This is a genomic window from Thermorhabdus hydrogeniformans (assembly GCF_049310025.1).
In the GTDB taxonomy this organism is placed as follows: domain Bacteria; phylum Bacillota; class Thermosediminibacteria; order Thermosediminibacterales; family Tepidanaerobacteraceae; genus JBJYKD01.
The window spans coordinates 1-279 of record NZ_JBJYKD010000110.1; the positions used below are offsets into that span (position 1 = coordinate 1).

The 279-nt window shown below is 41.9% G+C and carries 1 protein-coding gene; it reads left to right on the forward strand.

The features are described 5' to 3' along the window. The coding region (locus ACKX14_RS15700) for a KH domain-containing protein (RefSeq protein ID WP_422449310.1) at positions 1-279 on the forward strand (279 nt) is incomplete at both ends.

Genomic DNA, 279 nt, shown 5'->3' on the forward strand with positions numbered 1-279 from the left:
TGTAGCTCTACCAAATGATGAAATGAAAGGCCGGATAATCGGTAGAGAAGGTAGAAATATTAGAACCCTTGAAACGCTTACCGGTATTGACCTGATTATCGACGACACACCAGAAGCCGTAGTACTTTCAGGGTTTGATCCAATTCGAAGAGAAGTTGCCAGGATTGCATTGGAAAAACTAATTGTTGACGGAAGAATCCATCCTGCAAGAATCGAAGAGATGGTTGAAAAGGCTCAAAAAGAAGTTGAAAATACCATTCGAGAAGCAGGAGAACAGGC